Here is a 231-nt window from a genome sequence, read left to right as displayed (position 1 = left end):
CAAGCCCACGCGCTAGAATTACGCGCGCCCTTGCTTCGAGGTGATCCGCTTGAATAAGGCCCCGCGCGGCCTGGCAAAGAACAAGTTCTTCCTTAGCCTGCGCAATAACCGGATTAGCAATAGGAGACAGGGCCGGAAGCTGGTAGGAGCCCTGGTTGAACAGGGTGGGTAGGACCTCATCGAATACCCATGCCTCAAATTTTTGGGCCGTGGGTAGCTTCGACGCAACGA

General features: G+C 56.7%; 1 pseudogene. It reads right to left on the bottom strand.

The features are described 5' to 3' along the window. Positions 1-231, bottom strand: a pseudogene (locus tag QP381_RS09555) (hypothetical protein); the annotation flags it as partial.

Origin of the sequence: Pauljensenia sp. UMB6358 (genome assembly GCF_030216865.1) — a bacterium.
GTDB lineage: Bacteria > Actinomycetota > Actinomycetes > Actinomycetales > Actinomycetaceae > Pauljensenia > Pauljensenia turicensis_A.
The sequence above is the reverse complement of the archived record's forward strand: the minus strand, read 5'-3'. Positions and strand labels throughout refer to the sequence as shown.